Origin of the sequence: Paraburkholderia sp. RAU2J, assembly GCF_003634845.1 — a bacterium.
GTDB classification, from domain to species: Bacteria; Pseudomonadota; Gammaproteobacteria; order Burkholderiales; family Burkholderiaceae; genus Paraburkholderia; species Paraburkholderia fynbosensis.
Genome location: NZ_RBXG01000001.1, coordinates 3,129,356 through 3,148,902 on the forward strand (window position 1 = coordinate 3,129,356; position 19,547 = coordinate 3,148,902).

Consider the following 19,547-nt stretch of genomic DNA (forward strand, 5'->3'; position numbering starts at 1 on the left):
TCATGAAGAAGATCGTCGCCTGGAAGTCGCTGCCCGAAGATGTGCTCGCGTATCTGCAACAGCATGCTGAAGTGGTGCAGGTCGATCCCACGCAACACGACGCGTTCGTCGCCGCGTTGCGCGATGCCGATGGCGGCATCGGCGCGAGTGTGAAAGTCACGCCGGCGATGCTCGAAGGGGCGAGCCGTCTGAAAGCGCTCTCGACCATCTCGGTGGGCTTCGATCAGTTCGACGTCGCCGATCTCACACGGCGCGGCATCGTGCTCGCGCACACGCCGGACGTGCTGACCGAGTCCACCGCCGACACTGTGTTTTCGCTGATCCTCGCGTCGGCGCGCCGGGTCGTCGAACTCGCCGAATGGGTGAAGGCGGGGCAGTGGCGCGACAGCATCGGAGCGGCCCAGTTCGGCGTCGATGTGCAGGGCAAGACGCTCGGCATCGTCGGGCTGGGACGGATCGGCGGCGCGGTCGCGCGACGCGCGGCGCTCGGCTTCAACATGAAGGTGCTCTACACCAATCGCAGCGCGAATCCGCAGGCTGAACAGGCGTATGGCGCGCGGCGCGTCGAACTGGCGGAACTTCTGGCGACTTCGGATTTTGTCTGCCTGCAAGTGCCGCTCACGGCCGAGACGAGGCATATGATCGGCGCGGCCGAACTTCGGTCGATGAAGAGGAGCGCAATTCTGATCAATGCCTCGCGCGGCGCGACCGTCGATGAACAGGCACTGATCGAAGCATTGCAAAACGGCACGATTCACGGCGCGGGGCTCGACGTGTTCGATACCGAACCGCTGCCGGCCGACTCGCCTTTGCTGAAGCTGGCGAATGTGGTCGCGCTGCCGCATATCGGCTCGGCGACTCATGAGACACGCCACGCGATGGCGCGTAATGCGGCGGAGAATCTGGTTGCGGCGCTCGACGGGACGCTGACGGTGAATGTCGTCAATCGGGACGTGTTGGGTAAGTGAGTTCGGTTGCGTGGGTGGGCTTGAGAGGAAGCGACGTTCGTGGGCCGACGCGCAAGCCGATGTGCGTGGGCGTACGTGACTGAGTCAACACGAGCAGGCTGTCACGCGTCAGGCGGCTGCGGTGTGCCGACATGAGTGAGCCGCTGCGAGCGAATCAATACAGGAGTGAGCCACCCCGAGCGGGCCGAGACGAATGAGCCAACATGATGACCCAACGCGTGAATCGCCGCCGACCACGCAGCAGCCGCTACCGCGCCGCGCGACGATCACCGATGTCGCGCGCGAAGCCGGCACCGGCAAGACCAGCATCTCCCGCTATCTGAACGGCGAGACGAGCGTGCTGTCGCCGGAGTTGCGCGCGCGCATCGAAGCCGCGATCGCGCGGCTCGACTATCAGCCCAACCAGATGGCGCGTGGCCTCAAGCGCGGCCGCAACCGGTTGATCGGCATGCTGCTCGCCGATCTGACGAATCCGTACACCGTCGAAGTACTGCAAGGTGTAGAGGCGGCGTGTCACGCGCTCGGCCTGATGCCGCTGATCTGCCACGCGGCGAACGAGGTGGAGATGGAGCGCCGCTATCTGCAACTGCTGACCACATACCGGGTGGAAGGCGTGATCGTCAACGCGCTCGGCGTGCGGGAGGAAACGTTGCGGCCAGTGGGCGGCGGAGGAATTCCGGCGGTGCTGGTCGACCGTTCGGTGGATGGACTCGTCGCCGATATGGTCGGGCTCGACAACCGGGCCGCGGCTGAACTCGGTACGCGTCATCTGCTGGAGCAGCGCTTCGACGACATCTGGTTCGTCGTCCAGCCGTTCGAGCAGGTCAGCTCGCGGCAACTGCGCGAGCTCGCATTTCGTGACGCGATGCGCGCTCAAAGCGCCGCACGCGGACATACGCTGGTGCTCAATCTCGCGGATGCCGCCGATGTCGAGCGCGGTCTGGCCAAATTGGACAATGCCATTGATGCGGCCAACGCAACCAACGCCGCAAATACAGCGAACACAACCAGCGCGGCCAACGCGGCCCCTGCGGACAATCCAGGCAACTCAACTGCGCTCCCCCCCATCGCGCTCTTCGCCGCCAACGCCCCCGTCGCACTGCGCCTCGCCTTGCACCTGAAAGCCCACTACGGCGCCGACTGGCAAGCCCGCGTCGCGCTCCTCTCGATCGACGACCCCGACTGGGCCGAGTTGGCTGGCATCACGACGATCCGTCAGCCGACCTACGACATCGGCTATCGCGCGGTCGAGTTCCTGCACGAGCGCATCGAAGGCGTTCAAACCACCGCGCGCGACTGTCTGCTGCCGGGTGAGTTGATCGTTCGCGCGTCAACTTCGCGCTGATCTGCGATCATGCGGGCTGCGGCGCGCAGCGGGTGCGCGCCCGGTCATCGCAAGGAAACTCATGGTTGTTGCACCGCTTACCCTCTCGAGCCTCGCTGTCGCGACGCTGTTCGTCGCCGCCTTACCGTTCCTCATCTACCGGCGTCTGCGCCGCCCGCTCGCGCTCAAGCCGCGCGACGCGATCACCGGCATCGCCGTGTTCGCGCTGTTCGCGATGGTGATCGAGCGCGCGCTGAACGACTATCTGCTGCATCGGAACGCGGCGACGGCCACCTTCCTGTCGAATCCGCTCGCCTTCGTCGTGTACGGCGCGCTGGCCGCGGGCATCTGCGAGGAAGTGGGGCGGTTCATCGGCATGCGGCTGATGCTCAAGCGCGCCGCGGCAAAATCGCCGGCCGCCGCCCACGCCACGCGCGCCGACGACGGCACTGCGCTCACCTACGGGCTCGGCCATGGCGGCGCGGAAGCGTGGCTGGTCGGCGTGCTGGTGCAGATTCAATGGATCCTGTTTGCGGTGTTCGAGAACCGCGGCGAACTGGACGGCTACCTGAGCAATCTGCCGGCCGATGCGCTGATGCGCATCCACCTGATTCTCGCCAGCCTGACGCCGCAAACGGCCGGCATTTTCGCGCTCGAACGGGTGGCCGCGCTGGTGTTTCAGATCGGCCTGTCGGTGCTGATGTGGCGTGGCGTGCGCGCGGGCTGGCGCGCCATCCTGCCGCTCGCGATCGTCCTGCACGCGCTCGTGGACGTGCCTGCCGCGCTGTTCCAGGCGCAGCTCGTGCCGCTCGCGGCGGTGGACGCGGTGTATGCGCTGGGCGCGCTGATCGTTGCGGGTCTGCTGTTCAGAACTTTCCGGCGTCCCGTAGCGGTGGCGTGATCCGGTGTCTCGCTAAAGTACCGGCCTTTGCCTAAAATCGGTTCCCTTTTCGGAACCACTTCTGGACCACGTCCGGCGGACCCCATGGAAGCTTACCAATACGACTGCGCCAATCCCGAGTTCGAGGAACTGGCGCGCGTCATCAGCGATCTGTTTCCCGAGCAGACGCAGTTCATTCAGCGCGCGGCGGAAGACGGCACGCCGACGCTGGCGATTCACTGGGTAGCGATGCGTTTCGGCGCGACCGCGCGGCGCACCGTGATGACGGTGGTGATCGCGCCGGCGGCGCTGGCGCGTTACCGTGCGTTGCCGGCGCGGCTGCGCGGCCGCGGTTTTGCGGTGTTGCGCGCGTATGTCGAAGCGAGCCTCGGCTCGCTCGAAGAGCAGTACGCGAATGGCGAAGCGGTGCCGCGCGAGGTCACCGTGGACCTCGGCGACGAGTTTGCCTGAGATAGCCGTGTGAGACGCTCGCTTGAGCGATCGCCTGAGCCGGCTCGTGAGATCGCTCATTGGCCCGCTCGTGAAACGGCTCAGTCCGCGAGCCGGTATACCTTCGCGAAGCGCGCGGCCTGGACCACGCCATAGTCGCCGGGCGCGTATTGCATGACCCAGTCGCCGGCGGCGCCGCGCAACACGTCGCCGCCATCCGCGCAACGGGCGAGCGAGAACGCTTCGTTCATCTGTTTGGCCAGTACGACGGCGGGACGGTTGCGGTAGGCGCCGGCTTCGCCGTGCGCGAGGGCGGCGTCGGCGGGCAGGTACTTGGCGTCGAAGCGCTCGCGCGACACGACCCAGCGCTCGCCCGTCGACCCGGTGATCAGCGCGTCGCCGCGCACGTAGCGGTTCGGGCCTTCGAGGCTCATCAATTCGCCTTCGGCAGCGGCGAAGTCGACGCTCACGGTTTCGTCCTTGACGACGCGTCGAGCGAGCGCGTCAGTGCGCAGATCGAGATTCTTGAGTTCGGTCATGAAGCAGGTAGGGGTGGATATATCGACGACGTGCCGACGATGCGGACCGCACGTCGGGGCAGTGCATCGGGACGTCATGTCCCGATGCCGCGAACCCGCATCATGCCAGATGCATCTGGCGACCGGCTGCTTTTGCACGCGCGACACGCTCAATCGCGGCGCCATCGGCGAGCTTGATCACGGCATATAAGGACTAAGACAGGACTTGCCGCGTGACGGACAAGCGAAGCGGGAGTCGGGTGGAACGCGGGCGAGACTCGGCGCGCGTGACTGCCGGGTGACTGCACATGCAAGTCACCCGCAAGGATCGGCACGCGCAGCGCGACCCACCGCGCTGCGCGCAAGCAAGCTGTTTAAGGCTTCACGATCGCATCGCTAGCGGGCGTCGACTTGCCGACCTTACCCTTGCCATGGCGATGACGATGGCCGCCATCGACCGTGTCCGAGTGATGGAACGTCGCGTCGGCGAGCTTCTTCTGCTCCGGCGACAGGCTGTTGTACAGCGGCTCGAACGCGTCGACCAGCTTCTTCATGCCGTCCGCGTGCGCTTGCGCGATGCTCGCGTACTGCTTCATGTCGTCGAGCGCGGTGACGTTGGTCGCGGCCTTGCGTTGCTGGAACAACTGGCCCATCGTCTCGCCATTGCCGCGCATCACGTCGGCGAAGGCATTCCATTGCGTTTCCTGCGCGGGCGTGATCTTCAGTTGCGCGTGCAGATAGGCGATGCGATCTTCGACGTTGCGCTCGTGGCCGGCCTTGCCCGCGGGCGCCGAGGCGGCGCTCGCCGGTGCCGCGGCGGGCGCGGGGGTTTGTGCGAACGCGCCGCTCATGGAAACTGCGGTAGCCAGCATGACAAGTGCTTTTTTCATCGAAACTCCTGATGTCTATTCGAATTGGGACAAGGCGTGAGGCGAGCGGCCAAGGTTGCGTCAGCCATCGCGACGCACGGCGGCCGGCTGCCCCATTTCGCCGTCGCCGCTATTAGTATCACGATATCCCTACAATGCGGCTCCAATGCGACAAACGCTTACAACCGAAACGAACGGGAAATAGCCGGTGGACAAATTCGTCAGCATGGAAATTTTCGTCGCCGTGGTCGAGGCGGGCAGCCTGACGGCGGCGGCCGAGCGCTTCGACATTTCGTCGGCGATGGTGGGCAAGCATCTGCGCGCGCTCGAAAGCCGGCTGGCCGCGCGGCTGCTGACGCGCAGCACGCGTCGGCAAAGTCTGACGGAAATAGGCCGACAGTATTACGAGCAATGCAGACGCATCCTCGCCGATGTGAAGCAGGCCGAGTCGCTCGCCGAGGCGATGACCGCCTCGCCGCGCGGCGTGCTCAAGGTGACGGTGCCGCTGACCTACGGCGTCGAAGTCTTCGCCCCGGCAATGACCGACTATCTGAGCGCGTGGCCCGACGTGAGTCTCGAACTCGATCTGTCGAACCGCATCATCGACCTGGTGGAAGAGGGCTTCGACGCGTCGGTGCGCATCGGTCAACTGGCGGATTCGAGTCTGATCGCGCGGCCGTTGAAGCCTTTCCGGATGCGCGCATGTGCGTCGCCGGCCTACCTCGCGCGCGCCGGCAGGCCGCGCACGCCGGCCGATCTCGTCCATCATGAATGCCTCGGTTTTCTGCACTGGGGCCGCGAAGGTCTGTGGCGTCTCGACGGCGAAAGCACCGACGACAACCCGCTGCGCGCGGGCCGCTTTCGCGCAAACAACGGTCAGGCGCTGAAGATGGCGGCGCTGCGCGGTTTCGGTCTGGTGCTGCAGCCGGAGGCGCTGCTCGCGCGCGAGATCGCCAGCGGCGCACTGGTGTCGGTGCTGGAGGACTATCTGCCCGACGGCGCGCCCGTGCATCTGATCTATCCGCGTGATCGCCAGGCCACGCCCAAGCTCACCAGCTTTGTCGATTTCGTGATCGAGCGGTTCGGGGCGTGAGGGCGGCCGCGTTGGCAAGCAGTTCCACCAGCGCCATTACATGCTAAAGACGCGCGATAATCCGCTCGACCACAGACCCACTCCATCCACTTCCCCAGACCCCCGATGAGACCTCCGCGCCTCGACCAGCTCGACGACCTCGACCGCAACCTCGTTGCACTGCTGCAAGCCAACGCCCGCGAAAGCGTCGCCAGTCTCGCGCGCCAGCTCGACGTGGCGCGCACCACGGTGATCGCGAGAATCGCGCGGCTGGAGCGCAGCAACGTGATCGCCGGCTATAGCGTGCGGCTCGGCCAGGATGTGCTCGATTCGAGCCTCATGGCCTATGTGGGCATGATCATCGCGCCCAAGCACGGGCCGTCCGTGCAAAAGCGTCTTGGCAAGATGCCCGAGGTGCAGTTGCTGTGCGCGGTGAGCGGGGAGTTCGACTACGTCGCGTGGCTGCGCGCCGATTCGCCCGACCGGCTGAACGATCTGCTCGACCAGATCGGCAGCATGGAAGGTGTGGAGCGGACCACGACCTCGATCATCCTCGCGCGCAAGATCGATCGCGGGATGGTTTGACGGCGGCATGTGAACGCGCGCGGCCCTTCCAATTCGCTGGCTTTTACGCGGTTTTTACATCGTTTCGACAGTTCGACCAACATCTTCGTCATAACGTCGAAACCCATGGTCATAACGCATCATTTTGCGCGTATGAACTGTTTTTGCTTCTCCCTAAACTGTTGCTCAAGGGTTCAGCCCGCGAGGCGCGGCGCGTCAGCGCGGCGTACTTGTCAAGCTGGGCACAGCACACACATAACAAAGGAGAAGCACATGAAAGTAGCCATTGTTGGTGCCGGTCTGATCGGACACACCATCGCTCATATGCTGCGTGAAACCGGCGACTACGACGTCGTCGCATTCGACCGCGATCAGCACGCGCTCGACAAGCTCGCCGCCCAGGGCATCCCGACGCGCCGCGTCGATTCCGCCGATGCCGCCGCACTGCGCGCCGCGATGCACGGCTTCGACGCGCTCGTCAACGCGCTGCCGTATTACCTCGCGGTGAACGTGGCCTCGGCGGCCAAGGGCGCGGGCGTGCATTACTTCGATCTGACCGAGGACGTGCGCGCGACCCACGCGATCCGCGCCATCGCCGACGACGCCGAGCATGCGTTCATGCCGCAGTGCGGTCTCGCGCCGGGCTTCATCGGTATTGCCGCGCACGAATTGGCGAACCGCTTCAGCGAAATCCGCGATGTCAAGATGCGCGTCGGCGCACTGCCGGAGTTTCCGACCAATGCGCTGAAGTACAACCTGACCTGGAGCGTCGACGGCCTGATCAACGAATACTGTCAGCCGTGCGAAGCGATCCGCGACAGCCGCACGCAGTGGGTGCAGCCGCTCGAAGGCCTCGAGCACTTTTCGCTCGACGGCACCGAGTACGAAGCGTTCAATACGTCCGGCGGCCTGGGCACGCTGTGCGAAACGCTCGCGGGGCGAGTCGAATCGCTCGACTACAAGTCGGTGCGTTATCCGGGCCACCGCAATCTGATGCAGTTCCTGCTCGAAGACCTGCGTCTGTCCAGCGACCGCGACACGCTGAAGACCATCATGCGCCGTTCGGTGCCATCGACCGCGCAAGACGTCGTGCTGGTGTTCATCACGGTAAGCGGCATGCGCGACGGTCAACTGGTGCAGGAAGTGTTTACCCGCAAGATTTTCGCGAAAACGGTGTGCGGCGTGCCGATGAGTGCGATCCAGATCACCACGGCCGGCGCGATGTGCGCGGTGCTCGATCTGTTCCGCGAGCACAAGCTGCCGCAAAAGGGCTTCGTGCGTCAGGAGCAGGTGTCGCTCACCGACTTCCTCGCAAACCGCTTCGGCAAACTGTACGAAGGACAGTCGCTGGGGGCGCTGGCGACGGCCTGACGCGCAAGCCGTCGTCGGCATGGTCGCAAGAACGCAAACGAGGGCTGTGGTGAGGCGTGCGAGTGTGCGCCACTGAGAGAGCGCCGAGGTCCCCCAAGAGGGCCGCTGAAATGGAAATGCCCCGTCATGCGGGGCATTTTCCGTTTCTGGCCGCCGTGTGCCGTGCGCTGCTAGACCGGCAGTGGCGGCATCATCGTGGATGCCGGCTGCGGTTCGCCGATGATGCGCGCGAGCAGGGCTTCCTCATCCGAAGGCGTGGGCGCGGTGTTGTCGAACATCAGCAGATCGTCGCAGGTCTCGCCGCTGGGCACGAAGCGACGCTGCCGGTATTCGTCCCAATGCGCGAGCTTGTAGGCGTCGTTCGGATTCGCGCGCGCGACGATCCGCTGCCGGGCGACTTCGTCCGACGTATGTACCCACACGACCCGCAGCCTCACGTCCGCCCCGACACCGAGCCACGCGCGGTCGAACAGGCGCCGCTCGCGCACTTCGCGGGAGAGCGGCGCGACCACCAGCGCGCTCACGCCGAGTTCGAGGTTGTCGCGGGCGGTGTCGAGCAGGCCGCGGTACTCGGGGTCGCGCAGATGCTGCAGGAAGAGCGGGCTGTCGCGGTCGTTCGGGTCGCCGCTCAGCATGGCCATCGCGGCCGCGCTATAGCCGCCGAACAGCGTGTCTTTGTCGAGCAGGCAAAAGGGCGTGCCGCTCGCTTTGATCAGCGGGCCGATCAGCTTTTTCGCGACCGTGGTCTTGCCGGTGCCGGCATGGCCGCAAAAGAAAACCAGGAAGGTCACAAAGGCGTGCTTCCGTCAGGGGGCGGGCGGCGTGTCGCCGGAGCGCGGATCACGCGCGAACTTGCCACTGGCCTCCAGCCACATCACGTTGATGACGCCGAAGGCGAGCGCCACGCCGACGCCGAGAATCCAGGTGAAATACCACATCGCAGTCTCCTTGCTCGTAGGTCCGGCGAAGCGGGGATACCGGCTCGCCATGGCGGCACGCGCTCCAACCAAGGCTTTATCCGTCGCGCACAGTCCGCAGGGACCGAACCCTTTGCAACGATCATGAAGAAGAACGCCGCGTCGTGCAAGGGGGACATGGCTGGCCCAGGTTGGCCGGGGTTGGCCCGACATTGGCCATTCGGCCAGGCTGGCGCCATGCCGGCGCGTTGCTATCATGCCGGAACCGGCGACGGGGCTCGTCGCCGTGGATGTGCGCCGCGAACGTTCGCGCGATGTGATCGTCCGGTTCTGCGATGCGCTCGTGTACATCGACGGCGAGCGCGTCACCGACCTGATGAACGGCGAGCACATGGTGTTCTACCCCAGCCCGGGCGTGCATCGGATCGGCGTGTCGACGCAATTCGATCCGGTTGTCGACTGCGCTTTCTGGTGACGGCCGACCCGCGCTACACGAACCGCCCGTCGGTCACTTTCGACGAAGATCACCGTATCGCGCTGCATAGGGTGGCGCAGTAGCGGCAGCAGGGGACGCGTGCTTGCCGTGCTTGCAGCGCTCGCCGGCAAGGTTTAACAATTGGATACGTGACGTTTTCGCGCAGCCCCGTAACATGGCGGCTACGCTCATCCGTCAACGCAGGCCCGACGCGCGGCACGCGCACAGGGCGAGGCCGGGCGGTCTGTTTCCGTTTTCAAGGTAATCCGAACATGCTGATCAATTGCGCCGCCTATCAGGACGGTCGGAAGCTCGCCGATATCGACATCGATAGCATCAGCGACTACGTGGCGCGGCCCGAGTGCTTCGTCTGGGTCGCGCTGAAAGAGCCGGGGCCGGGCGAGCTGTCCGTGATGCAGCACGAGTTCGGCCTGCACGAACTCGCGATCGAAGATGCGCAAAATGGCCATCAGCGTCCCAAGATCGAGGAGTATGGCGACTCGATGTTCGCCGTGATGCACACAGTCGAGATGGACGACGACGGCGAGTTGCTGATCGGCGAAGTCGATGTGTTCGTCGGGCGCAACTACGTGCTGTCGGTGCGCCGCGGCACCCGCGCCGGCTTTCAGAACGTGCGCACGCGCTGCGAGCGCGAACCGCGTTTGCTGAAGGAGGGCTCGGCGTTCGTGCTGTATGCGTTGCTCGACGATGTCGTCGATCGCTATTTCCCGATCGTGGAGGCGATGAGCACCGAGATCGAGGAGTTGGAAGACCGTATTTTCGACTACAACAATTCGGTGCAGTCGCGCGCGATCATCCAGGATCTTTACTCGTTGAAGCGGCGTCTCGTGATCCTGCAGCACCACATCGTGCCGCTGCAGGAAGCCGTCAGCAAATTGACCGGCGGGCGGATTCCGAGCGTCTGCCAGGGCATGCAGGCGTATTTTCGCGACGTCTACGATCATCTGGAGCGGATCGTCAGAACCATCGAAGGGCGGCGTGAAATCGTCGTCACCGCCGTGCAGGTCAATCTCGGCATGATCTCGCTCGCCGAGAGCGAGGTGACCAAGCGGCTCGGTTCGTTTGCGGCGCTGTTCGCGGTGCCGACCATGATCGCCGGAATCTACGGGATGAATTTTCAGAACATCCCCGAGCTGCATTTCAGGTTCGGCTATCCGCTGTGTCTGGCGATCATGCTGACGGTGGACCTCGTGCTGTACAGGCGCTTTCGCAAGGCGGGCTGGCTGTAAGCCGGCCCGGGCGGTTGCGCGAGCCGACTCGCCTCGCGTTGTCCCCGCTTGCACCACTTGCAATAAAAGGCCAGCATAGGCGGCCCACCGGCTGCCCATCTTGCTGCCGGTGGCAAAACCCGCCATGCACGGACCGAGCGAGGGACCCTTGCCACACGCTGCCTGCCGTCGCGCTTACCCCGCGCGCCGGCCAGAACCGATCGAGCGCCCGGCACCGCCGCAGATTCGGCGCGCCGGTGCACTGCACCACTGCGGATCGTTGACATTCTGAAACGACTGCGCTGAGAATAGCCCTCGCAAACGTTTGCGCGCTACTAAGAATACGGCTCCGCCCGAGCCAGAAAAACTTCGGAGATACGCATGAACCATCGCATCCGCCGTCGCATCCTTGCCGCCGCAGTGCTCGCCACCGCCACCGCCGCGCTGTCGTTTTCCGCCGCGCACGCGCAGAACGCGCCGGCCCACAAGCCGAAAGTCGCGCTCGTGATGAAGTCGCTCGCCAACGAGTTCTTCCTGACCATGGAAACCGGCGCGAAGGAATATCAGAAACACAATCCCGGCCAGTTCGACCTGATCACCAACGGCATCAAGGACGAGACCGACACCGCCAGCCAGATCCGCATCGTCGAGCAGATGATCGTCTCGAAGGTCGACGCGATCGTGCTGGCCCCGGCCGATTCGAAGGCGCTCGTGCCGGTCGTCAAGAAGGCGGTGGACGCGGGCATCATCGTCGTGAACATCGACAACCGGCTCGATCCGGACGTGCTCAAGTCGAAAGACCTGAACGTGCCGTTCGTCGGCCCGGATAACCGCAAGGGCGCGCAGATGGTCGGCGACTACCTGGCCAAACGGCTGAAGGCGGGCGACGAGGTCGGCATCATCGAAGGCGTGTCGACCACCACCAACGCACAGCAGCGCACCGCGGGCTTCAAGGACGCGATGCAGACCGTCGGCGCGAAGGTCGTGTCGGTGCAGTCGGGCGAATGGGAAATCGACAAGGGCAACGCGGTGGCTGCGGCCATGCTCAATGAGTACCCGAACCTGAAGGCGCTGCTCGCCGGCAACGACAACATGGCGATCGGCGCGGTCTCGGCGGTGCGTGCGGCGGGCAAGCAGGGCAAGGTGCTGGTGGTCGGATACGACAACATCAACGCGATCAAGCCGATGCTGAAGGACGGCCGCGTGCTCGCCACCGCTGACCAATACGCGGCCAAGCAGGCCGTGTTCGGCATCGACACCGCGCTGAAGGCGCTCAGCGAGCACAAGAAGCAGTCGCAGTTGTCGGGCGTGGTGGAAACGCCGGTCACTCTGGTGACCAAATAAGCGGGCTTGGACCGGGCCCGGAGCCGCACCGGGCCCGCGGATTCGCGCCCACGCCGCTGCATGCCGCCATGCAGCGCCCAGTGCGCGCTTGCGCGCCTGTTCAATAAGCGCTCAATAAACGCTCAAGAAAACCGCCGAGCCGCCGTTAATTCCAGAGATAAGCGTCATGACGGGGGCCGAGCGGCGAGAGAGCGTTGCGCGGCCGTTAGCGCCTGCGCTTTGCGCGCATTGGGCCGGCATGACGCGTGACGGCTGGACGCGGCGGCATTCGCATCAGCGCATGCGCTCGCGCCGGGCGCCATGAAACCAGGATCGCGATGGATTCAACCGACCACGACGCCTTGCCTGTCGTACTGTCCGTGAGCGGCATCGGCAAGACCTATGCCGAGCCGGTGCTCGCCGACGTCTCGCTGTCGCTGCGCGCCGGCGAGGTATTGGCGCTGACCGGCGAGAACGGCGCCGGCAAGAGTACGCTCTCCAAAATTATCGGTGGGCTGGTCGATCCGAGCGCGGGCACGATGCGCCTCGCGGGCGACCCCTATGCACCGGCGAGCCGCACCGAGGCCGAGGCGCTCGGCGTGCGCATGGTGATGCAGGAGCTGAATCTGCTGCCGACGCTATCGGTGGCCGAGAACCTGTTTCTCAACCGGCTGCCGCGCGCGGGCGCGTTCAGCTTCGGCTGGATCGATCGCCGCAAGCTGCGCGAAAACGCGCGCCACGCGATGGCGCAGGTCGGCCTCGACGCGATCGATCCCGACACGCTGGTCGGCGAACTCGGCATCGGCCATCAGCAGATGGTGGAGATCGCGCGCAATCTGATCGACGACTGCCGCGTGCTGATCCTCGACGAGCCGACCGCGATGCTGACCGCGCGCGAAGTCGACCTGTTATTCGAACAGATCGACCGGCTGAAGTCGCGGGGCGTCGCGCTGGTCTATATCTCGCACCGGCTCGAAGAGCTGGGGCGGGTGGCCGAACGGATCGCGGTGCTGCGCGACGGGCGCCTCGTGCACGTCGACGCGATGGCCAACCTGACGAGCGAGCAGATCGTCACGTGGATGGTCGGCCGCGAACTCGGCGAGCGAATCGATCTGGGCGTGCGCAATATCGGCGCGCCGCTCTTGAAGGTAGACCGGCTCGCGCGCGGCAAGGTGGTGCGCGACGTGTCGTTCGAAGTGCGCGCGGGCGAGATCTTCGGCATCAGCGGGCTGATCGGCGCGGGCCGCACCGAGCTGATGCGGCTGATCTACGGCGCCGACCCCAAGGACGGCGGCACGGTCGCGCTGGCCGCGACGCCGGGCGCGCCGCCCACGCCGGTGCGCATCGACTCGCCGACCGACGCCGTGCGCGCCGGCATCGCGTTGATCACCGAGGACCGCAAGGGCGAAGGGCTGCTGCTGCCGCAGCCGATCGCCGCCAACGTGTCGCTCGGCAATATCGGCAGCGTCGCGCGGCACGGCATCGTCGATGCGAAGCGCGAGAACGCGCTCGCAAAGAAGCAGATCGATGCGATGCGCATTCGCAGCTCGGGGCCGGCGCAGATCGTCGGCGAGCTGTCGGGCGGCAATCAGCAGAAGGTCGTGATCGGCCGCTGGCTCGCGCGCGATTGCCGCGTGCTGTTATTCGACGAACCCACGCGCGGCATCGACGTCGGCGCGAAGTTCGATATTTATGGCCTGATGGGCGCGCTCGCTCGTGAAGGGCGCGCGCTCGTCGTGGTGTCGAGCGACCTGCGTGAGCTGATGCTGATCTGCGACCGGATCGGCGTCATGTCAGCGGGCAGCATGACCGGTGTGTTCGCGCGCGATAACTGGTCGCAGGATGCGTTGCTGGCCGCCGCGTTCGCCGGTTACCGCAGCCGCGAAGCATTGCTGCACGCCCCCGACACCAACGAAGCAGGGAGTCTGTCATGACCGATCGATCGTTGCGCGACGCGGCGGGCGGCAAAGAGGACGCGGCCAAGGCCAATGCGAGCGCGAACGCCGTGCCGCCGGCCGATCCGTCGGCGCCGCTCGCGAGCGGTAAGCCGGCCGGCACGCGGCTGGGCTTTTCGAACTACCTGGGGCTGGCCGGTGCGCTGCTCGGGATGATCGTGCTGTTCTCGCTGCTGAGTTCGCACTTCCTGACCTACGACACGTTCAGCACGATCGCCAACCAGATTCCGGATCTGGTGGTGATGTCGGTGGGGATGACGTTCGTGCTGATCATCGCCGGGATCGATCTGTCGGTGGGTTCGGTGCTCGCGCTGGGGGCGTCGGTGGTGAGCGTGGCCGCGCTGAAGTGGGGCTGGGGGCCGTTGCCCTCGGCGCTGCTCGGGGTCGCCGCGGCGGCGCTGACCGGCACGATCACCGGCGCGGTAACGGTGGGCTGGCGGATTCCGTCGTTCATCGTGTCGCTCGGCGTGCTCGAAGCGGCGCGCGGCTTGGCCTATCAGATGACCAACTCGCGCACCGCGTATATCGGCGACGCGTTCGACTTCCTGTCGAACCCGATCGCGCTCGGCATTTCGCCGGCATTCCTGATCGCGGTCGCGGTGATGGTGATCGCGCAGCTGGTGCTCACGCGCACGGTATTCGGCCGCTATCTGGTCGGCATCGGCACCAACGAGGAAGCGGTGCGGCTCGCGGGCGTCAATCCGAAGCCGTACAAAGTGATTGTGTTCGCGCTGATGGGCGCGCTCGCCGGGCTCGCGGCGCTGTTCCAGATTTCGCGTCTGGAAGCGGCCGACCCGAACGCGGGCGTCGGCGTGGAGCTGCAGGTGATCGCGGCGGTGGTGATCGGCGGCACGAGTCTGATGGGCGGGCGCGGCTCGGTGATCAGCACGTTTTTCGGCGTGTTGATCATTTCGGTGCTGGCGGCCGGGCTCGCGCAGATCGGCGCGAACGAGCCGACCAAACGGATGATCACCGGCGCCGTGATCGTGGTGGCGGTGGTGCTGGACACCTACCGGAGCCGGCGCAAGCGCGCCTGAGCCGGAGGCGGGGCGGGGAATAAACGAAACGGCAGCGACAGCCTGATTAGCGGTGCAGCATCGGTATTCATGGGTTGGATCTGTCTTCGAGGAAGACGTCCGGCGGGTCGCCAGGTGGCGCGGCCGGCGAAAAAACAGGCAGGGAGCAACAGGTTATGGCGACGATCAAGGATGTGGCGGCCGTGGCGGGCGTGTCCTTCACGACGGTATCGCACGTGGTGAACAACTCGCGGCCAGTGTCGGCCGATGTGCGCGCGAAGGTCGAACACGCGATCCGTCAACTGCACTATGTGCCGTCGGCGGTGGCGCGCTCGTTGAAGGCGCGCGCGACGGCGACGATCGGGCTGGTGGTGCCGAACGCCACCAACCCGTATTTCGCGGAGCTGGCGCGCGGCATCGAAGACGGCTGCGCGCGCAACGGCTACTGCGTGTTCTTCTGCAACTCCGACGACGACCCGGCCAAGCAGCGCAACTACCTGCGCGTGCTGCAGGAAAAGCGCATCGACGGGCTGATCGTCGCGTCCGCCGGCGATGACGCGGTGCTCGCGCAGGCGCTCGCCGACGCGCACGAGCCACTGGTGATCGTGGACCGCAATATCGAAGGGCTGAACGCGGACCTCGTGCAGATCGACCACGAGAAGGGCGCTTATCTCGCGACGCGTCATCTGCTCGAACTGGGGCACGTGCGGATCGGCTGCATCACCGGACCGGTTCAGACGGCGGTCAGCGCGATGCGTGTGCACGGCTTCATCCGCGCGATGACCGAGCGTGGTATCGAGATTCCGTCGGGGGCGATCGTCGAAAGCGATTTTTCGGGCACGGGTGGCCATCGCGGCGCCTCACAACTGTTCGATACGGTCAAGCCGTCGGCGATTTTTGCCGGCAACGACATGATGGGCATCGGCGCACTGCGCGCCGCGGCGGAACGCGGCATCAGCGTGCCGCGCGACTGCTCGATCATCGGTTTCGACGACATCGAACTGGGGCGCCTGACCTATCCGGCGCTCTCGACGGTCGGACAGTCGGTGCGCGCGCTCGGCGATATGGCCGCGCAGACGCTGATCGAGCGGATCGCCGGAACGTCGGCGGGCAATGCGCGCGCGCCCGGGCGTCGGCGCGTGGTGTCGCCGCGGCTGATCGTGCGTGAATCCACCGCGACGTGGGCTGGTGTGGCGCAACGTGATCTGGCGGCGTGAGCCGGCGGCGCTTACTGACCGGCAGCAAGCAATCGAGGAGGCAGCGGTGGCAAGTGACGAAACGCGCTCACGCGTGGCGGTGGTCGGCAGCCTGAACATGGATCTCGTCGCGCGCGCGCCGCGTCTGCCGCATCCCGGCGAGACGCTCGCCGGCCGTACATTCGCGCAGGTCGCGGGCGGCAAGGGCGGCAACCAGGCGGTCGCGGCCGCGCGGCTCGGCGCGCAGGTGTCGATGCTCGGCTGCGTCGGCGCGGACGGCAACGGCGTGCAGCTGCGCGCAGGGCTCGAAGCGGAAGGCATCGACTGCGCGGCGCTTGAAACCGGCAAGGCCGCGACCGGGGTCGCGTTGATCATCGTCGACGATGCGAGCCAGAACGCGATCGTGATCGTCGCGGGCAGCAACGGCGAGGTGACGCCCGAGACCATCGCCCGTCACGAGCCTGTGCTGGCCGCCGCCGAGGTCGTGATCTGCCAGCTCGAAACCCCGCCCGACACGGTGCGCGCGGCGCTGGCCGCCGCGCGGCGGCTCGGCAAGACGGTGATCCTGAATCCCGCGCCGGCCACGGGGCCGTTGCCCGCCGACTGGCTGCCGCTGATCGACTATCTGATTCCGAACGAACTGGAAGCGGCGGCGCTGACCGGTTTGCCGGTCGACACCCCCGAGGACGCCGCCAAGGCCGCCGCCGCGCTGCGCGCGGCCGGTGCGCGCAACGTGCTGGTGACGCTGGGTGCGCGCGGCGTGCAGGCGACGCTCGACGGCGCGGCCGCCGCGACGCTGTACGAAGCACCGAAGGTCAAGGCTGTCGATACGACCGCGGCGGGCGATACCTTCATCGGCGGATTTGCGGCGCAGCTCGCGCGGGGCGCGAGCGTCGAGACCGCGATCCGTTTTGCGCAGCGCGCCGCGGCGCTCTCGGTGACACGCCTTGGCGCGCAGCCGTCGATTCCCACGCGCGCCGAACTAGGCGGTTCTGACTGATCGCGCAACGCGGCGCTGCGTCACGCGCGCGGTATCGTGTGGAATCCGCGTGCGACGTGCGTCGCCTAGTTCGAGTGTTGCATCGGCCTGTGCGGCGCTGCTCCGCGTTTTCGCCCGCTCTTCCTCTTCCTTCCCGCCAACCCGTCGGCGCCCTTGCCAGGACGTCATTCTTCCCCGATCGACGTAAAGATCTGCCGGCGCGCGGTTAAAACAGGGCCGGATTTCCGGGCTCCTACACCGAATCGCCCAACTTGGCAAGCCACCCGGGGCAATCCGCTCGGAACCGCGTTCATTCGTGGATTCTCGAAACACCCTCCAATTGCTTACAACGCCTTTCTTCATACTTTATAAATGCTTCAAGTATGCATTTGCCTTGCCGTAAACGAGGCTATTAGAGCGCTTCTTCGAAAAGTGCCGGAACGCAGACGCCGCACATTACCAAGCGCTGCGCACGCAGCCTCTCATTTGCCAAGCACCAGGGAACGAACGAGCATGTTGAACAAAGGCATTACGATCAAGGCACGGATTGGCCTCACGATGGCTTTCCTCGCCGCGCTGCTGGTCGCCATTGGCGTTTTCGGTTTGTTCGGCATGAGCCGTTCGAACGACGCCTATAAGAACACCTTCACCGATGCAATGCCGAGCGCGATCAATATCGGCAACGCAGAGCTGTACGCGGCGCGCGAGCGCCTCGCGCTCGACCGGGCCGCGTTTATGGCCGGCACGCCGGAAGTCGCGGCGACGCTGGAGCGCGCGCGCGCGATGCGCACCACGTCAGACATGTGGTGGAAAAAGTATCTCGATCTGCCGCGCGAAGCCGACGAAGACCGCCTCGCGCAGGACGTCGCCGCCAAACGCGACGCGCTGCATCGCGAGATGGACGCCTTCGCGGCGATAGTTGCGGCGAACGATCCGAGCAAGATGATCGACGGCGCCAAGCGCCTGCAGGCGGCCTACAACGAGCTCGCCATCGCCGACGACGCAGTGCGCAAGTTCCAGTTCGAATCGGCAAAAAGCGGTTACGAGGATGCGCAGGGCAGTTTCGACGTGTTTCGCATGGTCAGCCTAGGCGCCTTGGTCGTGGGCGTGCTGGCAGCGGCGTTTTCCTACCTGACGCTAAGCCGCGCGATCGCCCGGCCGCTCGGTGAAGCGCTCGGCCATTTCGACGCGATCGCCGCCGGCGATCTGCGCCGTCCGGTGATCGTGACGTCGCGGGACGAAATGGGGCAACTGCTCGACGGAATCGCCAGAATGAAGCGCAGCCTCACCGAAACGGTGCGTACCGTGCGCAGCGGCAGCGAATCGATTGCGACCGCGACGCGTCAGATCGCAGCCGGCAATATCGATCTGTCCTCGCGCACCGAAGAGCAGGCTTCGGCATTGCAGGAAACCGCGTCGAGCATGGAAGAGCTGACCGGCACGGTCAAGCAGAACGCCGACAACGCCCGCCAGGCGAGCGCCCTCGCGGCCAACGCGTCGGAGATCGCCAACAAGGGCAGCGCGGTAGTCGGCCAGGTGGTCGGCACGATGGGCGACATCAACCAGAGCTCGGCGAAGATCGCGGACATCATCTCGATCATCGAAGGGATCGCGTTCCAGACCAACATCCTCGCGCTGAACGCGGCCGTCGAAGCGGCGCGCGCCGGCGAAGAGGGGCGCGGGTTCGCGGTGGTGGCGGGCGAAGTGCGCAGCCTCGCGCAGCGCTCGTCGGCGGCGGCCAAGGAGATCAAGGAACTGATCGACACGTCGGTCGAGCGGGTGCAGTCGGGCTCGGCGCTGGTCGACGAAGCGGGCCGTACGATGACCGAGATCATCAGCGCGGTGCAGCGCGTGACCGATATCATGGGCGAGATCGCGGCGGCGTCGGAAGAGCAGAGCGGCGGCATCGACCAGGTCGCGCGCGCGGTCACGCAGATGGACGAAGTCACGCAGCAGAATGCGGCGCTGGTCGAGGAAGCCGCTGCGGCTGCGTCCTCGCTGGAAGACCAGGCGGGCAAGCTGCGCACGGCGGTCGCCGTGTTCCAGATCGAGGAAGGAGGGTATAAGGCGCCCGCGAGCACCGCGCCTGCTCGCGTGGCAACGCCGGTGCGCCCGATGGCTGCGCCTGTGCGCAAGGCCTCGTTCGCCGGTGCGACGGTGAAGGCACCAGCTACAACAGGCGCGACGCCGCAAGCCGCCGCCGCGCCGGCGCGCGCTCCGGCCAAAGCGATGGCAACGTCGAGCGCGACCGCAAGCGCTGGCGGCGACCAGGATTGGGAGACGTTCTAACCGGCTCCAGGCGCTTGCGGCCGAACCCGGCCTATTTCGCAACATTCATTCCCGTCGAGGCATCCGCGCACGATACTTCGCTTTGCATGAACGCATCACCCCCGCAAAGACCGCGATTACCCAGGCATTCGCGGTCTTTTTTTATGGTGTGC

At 65.8% G+C, this 19,547-nt stretch carries 19 protein-coding genes; 15 read left to right on the plus strand and 4 right to left on the minus strand.

The features are described from left to right. The first annotated feature begins 2 nt into the window (after positions 1-2). From B0G69_RS14305 to B0G69_RS14320, 4 genes are all read left to right on the plus strand, one after another. Positions 3-968: a D-glycerate dehydrogenase gene (locus B0G69_RS14305; RefSeq protein ID WP_121317897.1), complete on the plus strand. Its 966-nt coding sequence runs from the start codon at positions 3-5 to the stop codon at positions 966-968. 193 nt (positions 969-1,161) lie between these two features. Next, positions 1,162-2,313 carry a LacI family DNA-binding transcriptional regulator gene (locus B0G69_RS14310; RefSeq protein ID WP_121317899.1) on the plus strand — a complete coding sequence of 384 codons (1,152 nt, stop codon included), beginning with the start codon at positions 1,162-1,164 and terminating at the stop codon, positions 2,311-2,313. Between the two features lie 61 nt (positions 2,314-2,374). Continuing rightward, positions 2,375-3,193, plus strand: a complete 819-nt coding sequence (locus B0G69_RS14315; RefSeq protein WP_121317901.1) for a YhfC family intramembrane metalloprotease — start codon at positions 2,375-2,377, stop codon at positions 3,191-3,193. Positions 3,194-3,277: 84 nt separating this feature from the next. Beyond that, positions 3,278-3,643, plus strand: coding sequence for a DUF3022 domain-containing protein (locus B0G69_RS14320; protein ID WP_121317903.1), 366 nt, complete (start codon positions 3,278-3,280; stop codon positions 3,641-3,643). A gap of 80 nt (positions 3,644-3,723) precedes the next feature. Here B0G69_RS14320 and B0G69_RS14325 read toward each other — a convergent pair whose 3' ends face one another. Further along, on the minus strand, positions 3,724-4,161 hold the full coding sequence (locus B0G69_RS14325; RefSeq protein ID WP_121317905.1) for a PGDYG domain-containing protein: 438 nt from the start codon (positions 4,159-4,161) through the stop codon (positions 3,724-3,726). Between the two features lie 353 nt (positions 4,162-4,514). Continuing rightward, positions 4,515-5,030 carry a Spy/CpxP family protein refolding chaperone gene (locus B0G69_RS14330; protein WP_121317907.1) on the minus strand — a complete coding sequence of 172 codons (516 nt, stop codon included), beginning with the start codon at positions 5,028-5,030 and terminating at the stop codon, positions 4,515-4,517. Between the two features lie 187 nt (positions 5,031-5,217). On the opposite strand from B0G69_RS14330, the gene B0G69_RS14335 reads away from it, so the two are divergent. From B0G69_RS14335 to B0G69_RS14345, 3 genes are all read left to right on the plus strand, one after another. Then, positions 5,218-6,102 carry a LysR family transcriptional regulator gene (locus tag B0G69_RS14335; RefSeq protein WP_121317909.1) on the plus strand — a complete coding sequence of 295 codons (885 nt, stop codon included), beginning with the start codon at positions 5,218-5,220 and terminating at the stop codon, positions 6,100-6,102. A 105-nt stretch (positions 6,103-6,207) separates the two neighbouring features. Continuing rightward, on the plus strand, positions 6,208-6,666 hold the full coding sequence (locus B0G69_RS14340) for an Lrp/AsnC family transcriptional regulator (protein WP_121317911.1): 459 nt from the start codon (positions 6,208-6,210) through the stop codon (positions 6,664-6,666). A 252-nt stretch (positions 6,667-6,918) separates the two neighbouring features. Continuing rightward, positions 6,919-8,016: a saccharopine dehydrogenase C-terminal domain-containing protein gene (locus tag B0G69_RS14345; RefSeq protein WP_121317913.1), complete on the plus strand. Its 1,098-nt coding sequence runs from the start codon at positions 6,919-6,921 to the stop codon at positions 8,014-8,016. Between the two features lie 170 nt (positions 8,017-8,186). Here the strand turns inward: B0G69_RS14345 and B0G69_RS14350 are convergent, their stop codons facing one another. Together B0G69_RS14350 and cydX are read right to left on the minus strand one after the other, a co-directional pair. Then, a complete protein-coding gene (locus B0G69_RS14350; RefSeq protein ID WP_121317915.1) occupies positions 8,187-8,807 on the minus strand; it encodes an ATP-binding protein in 621 nt (206 codons plus the stop codon). A gap of 15 nt (positions 8,808-8,822) precedes the next feature. Then, positions 8,823-8,954, minus strand: a complete 132-nt coding sequence (cydX, locus tag B0G69_RS14355) for a cytochrome bd-I oxidase subunit CydX (protein ID WP_121317917.1) — start codon at positions 8,952-8,954, stop codon at positions 8,823-8,825. Between the two features lie 235 nt (positions 8,955-9,189). Between cydX and B0G69_RS14360 the strand changes: the two genes are divergently transcribed. The 8 genes from B0G69_RS14360 (at position 9,190) to B0G69_RS14395 (ending at position 19,395) form a co-directional block, all read left to right on the plus strand. Next, complete coding sequence (locus B0G69_RS14360; protein WP_241991329.1) at positions 9,190-9,408, plus strand: hypothetical protein; 219 nt, start codon at positions 9,190-9,192, stop codon at positions 9,406-9,408. A gap of 272 nt (positions 9,409-9,680) precedes the next feature. After that, the gene (gene corA / locus B0G69_RS14365) at positions 9,681-10,658 is read left to right on the plus strand and encodes a magnesium/cobalt transporter CorA (protein ID WP_121317919.1); all 978 of its coding nucleotides are present in this window, start codon (positions 9,681-9,683) and stop codon (positions 10,656-10,658) included. 360 nt (positions 10,659-11,018) lie between these two features. Then, positions 11,019-11,981 (plus strand): sugar ABC transporter substrate-binding protein, encoded by a 963-nt coding sequence (locus tag B0G69_RS14370; protein ID WP_121317921.1) that lies wholly within the window; start codon positions 11,019-11,021, stop codon positions 11,979-11,981. Between the two features lie 317 nt (positions 11,982-12,298). Continuing rightward, positions 12,299-13,894: a sugar ABC transporter ATP-binding protein gene (locus tag B0G69_RS14375; protein ID WP_121317923.1), complete on the plus strand. Its 1,596-nt coding sequence runs from the start codon at positions 12,299-12,301 to the stop codon at positions 13,892-13,894. Next, positions 13,891-14,952: an ABC transporter permease gene (locus B0G69_RS14380; protein ID WP_121317925.1), complete on the plus strand. Its 1,062-nt coding sequence runs from the start codon at positions 13,891-13,893 to the stop codon at positions 14,950-14,952. Before B0G69_RS14375 ends, B0G69_RS14380 begins: the two co-directional genes overlap by 4 nt. Positions 14,953-15,107: 155 nt before the next feature. Next, positions 15,108-16,148, plus strand: a complete 1,041-nt coding sequence (locus tag B0G69_RS14385) for a LacI family DNA-binding transcriptional regulator (RefSeq protein WP_121317927.1) — start codon at positions 15,108-15,110, stop codon at positions 16,146-16,148. Between the two features lie 46 nt (positions 16,149-16,194). Next, on the plus strand, positions 16,195-17,127 hold the full coding sequence (gene rbsK / locus B0G69_RS14390) for a ribokinase (protein ID WP_121319402.1): 933 nt from the start codon (positions 16,195-16,197) through the stop codon (positions 17,125-17,127). Between the two features lie 492 nt (positions 17,128-17,619). Then, positions 17,620-19,395, plus strand: a complete 1,776-nt coding sequence (locus B0G69_RS14395; protein ID WP_121317929.1) for a methyl-accepting chemotaxis protein — start codon at positions 17,620-17,622, stop codon at positions 19,393-19,395. Positions 19,396-19,547: the final 152 nt, after the last annotated feature.

Excerpts from the sequence above, each read along its gene's own strand:
- B0G69_RS14315 (WP_121317901.1), top strand. The coding sequence starts at position 2,375 with ATGGTTGTTGCACCGCTTACCCTCTCGAGCCTCGCTGTCGCGACGCTG.
- B0G69_RS14330 (WP_121317907.1), bottom strand. The coding sequence starts at position 5,030 with ATGAAAAAAGCACTTGTCATGCTGGCTACCGCAGTTTCCATGAGCGGC.
- B0G69_RS14385 (WP_121317927.1), top strand. The coding sequence starts at position 15,108 with ATGGCGACGATCAAGGATGTGGCGGCCGTGGCGGGCGTGTCCTTCACG.
- B0G69_RS14380 (WP_121317925.1), top strand. The coding sequence starts at position 13,891 with ATGACCGATCGATCGTTGCGCGACGCGGCGGGCGGCAAAGAGGACGCG.
- B0G69_RS14345 (WP_121317913.1), top strand. The coding sequence starts at position 6,919 with ATGAAAGTAGCCATTGTTGGTGCCGGTCTGATCGGACACACCATCGCT.
- cydX (WP_121317917.1), bottom strand. The coding sequence starts at position 8,954 with ATGTGGTATTTCACCTGGATTCTCGGCGTCGGCGTGGCGCTCGCCTTC.
- B0G69_RS14340 (WP_121317911.1), top strand. The coding sequence starts at position 6,208 with ATGAGACCTCCGCGCCTCGACCAGCTCGACGACCTCGACCGCAACCTC.
- B0G69_RS14370 (WP_121317921.1), top strand. The coding sequence starts at position 11,019 with ATGAACCATCGCATCCGCCGTCGCATCCTTGCCGCCGCAGTGCTCGCC.
- B0G69_RS14360 (WP_241991329.1), top strand. The coding sequence starts at position 9,190 with ATGCCGGAACCGGCGACGGGGCTCGTCGCCGTGGATGTGCGCCGCGAA.
- B0G69_RS14375 (WP_121317923.1), top strand. The coding sequence starts at position 12,299 with ATGGATTCAACCGACCACGACGCCTTGCCTGTCGTACTGTCCGTGAGC.
- B0G69_RS14310 (WP_121317899.1), top strand. The coding sequence starts at position 1,162 with ATGAGCCAACATGATGACCCAACGCGTGAATCGCCGCCGACCACGCAG.
- B0G69_RS14325 (WP_121317905.1), bottom strand. The coding sequence starts at position 4,161 with ATGACCGAACTCAAGAATCTCGATCTGCGCACTGACGCGCTCGCTCGA.
- B0G69_RS14305 (WP_121317897.1), top strand. The coding sequence starts at position 3 with ATGAAGAAGATCGTCGCCTGGAAGTCGCTGCCCGAAGATGTGCTCGCG.
- corA (WP_121317919.1), top strand. The coding sequence starts at position 9,681 with ATGCTGATCAATTGCGCCGCCTATCAGGACGGTCGGAAGCTCGCCGAT.
- B0G69_RS14320 (WP_121317903.1), top strand. The coding sequence starts at position 3,278 with ATGGAAGCTTACCAATACGACTGCGCCAATCCCGAGTTCGAGGAACTG.
- B0G69_RS14395 (WP_121317929.1), top strand. The coding sequence starts at position 17,620 with ATGTTGAACAAAGGCATTACGATCAAGGCACGGATTGGCCTCACGATG.